Source organism: Pseudokineococcus marinus (assembly GCF_013004605.1).
Lineage (GTDB): Bacteria > Actinomycetota > Actinomycetes > Actinomycetales > Quadrisphaeraceae > Pseudokineococcus > Pseudokineococcus marinus.
In genome coordinates this window covers 1-1015 of record NZ_JABEMA010000566.1, presented here as the reverse complement: position 1 = coordinate 1015, position 1015 = coordinate 1, and the positions used below count along the sequence as shown (strand labels likewise).

General features: G+C 81.3%; 1 protein-coding gene. It reads left to right on the top strand.

Annotation, left to right across the window (positions count from 1 at the left end; genetic code table 11):
- Positions 1-917, top strand: a 917-nt coding sequence (locus HLB09_RS17525; RefSeq protein WP_171204549.1) for a RecB family exonuclease, incomplete at its 5' end; no start/stop codon positions are given.
- Positions 918-1015: the final 98 nt, after the last annotated feature.

Genomic DNA, 1015 nt, shown 5'->3' with positions numbered 1-1015 from the left:
CCGAGCTCGCGCGCCTCGCCGCGGCGGGCGTGCCCGGCGCCGACCCCGACGACTGGTACGGGCTGGCGCCGCTCAGCGACCCCGGACCCCTGCACCCCGGCGACGAGCCGGTGCCCGTCTCGCCGTCGAAGGTCGAGCAGCACGGCGCCTGCCCGCTGCGCTGGGTGCTCGAGGCGTCGGGCGCCGTCGCGCAGGAGTCGTCGTCGGCGGGCGTCGGGACGCTGGTGCACGACCTCGCGGCCACCGCGCCGGACGCCGACCGCGCCGCGCTCGGCGCCGAGCTCGACCGCCGCTGGCACGAGCTCGGGATGCCGGCCACCTGGCCCGGCCGGCGCGAGCGCGCCCGGGCGGAGCGGATGCTCGACAACCTGGCCCCCTACCTCGCCACCTCGGGCGGCCGCGAGCTGCTCGGCACGGAGGTCGAGGTGCGGGTGGCCGTCGGCCGGGCGCTGCTCACGGGGCGGGTCGACCGGCTCGAGCGCGACGCGCAGGGCCGCCTCGTCGTCGTCGACCTCAAGACGGGGTCCGCCGCGGCGAAGGCGGAGCTGGCCGAGCACCCCCAGCTCGGCGCCTACCAGGCGGCCGTCGAGGCGGGCGCCTTCGCCGACGTCGCCCGGTCGGGGGGCGACGGGTCGGGGGACGACGGGTCGGGCGGGGACGGGCCGGGCGGGGACGGGGCGCGCAGCGGGGGCGCGCGCCTCGTCAACGTCGCCCCGACGCGCGGCAAGGCCCTCGAGCAGGCCCAGGCCCCGCTCGAGGCGGCCGAGGACCCGGGCTGGGCCCGCGCGCTCGTCGAGCGCACGGCCGAGGGGATGGCCGGGGCCTCCTTCCCCGCCCAGGACGGCCCCCAGTGCCGCACCTGCCCCGTCCGCACCTCGTGCCCCGTGCGCGCCGAGGGCCGGCAGGTGGGCCCGTGAGCGGCGCCGGGACGGCACGAGGCGGTGCTGCCACCGCGGCAGGCGCGGCTGGCGAGCAGCTGGGCCTCGACCTGCCGGGCCCGGGCCCGGCGCCGGCG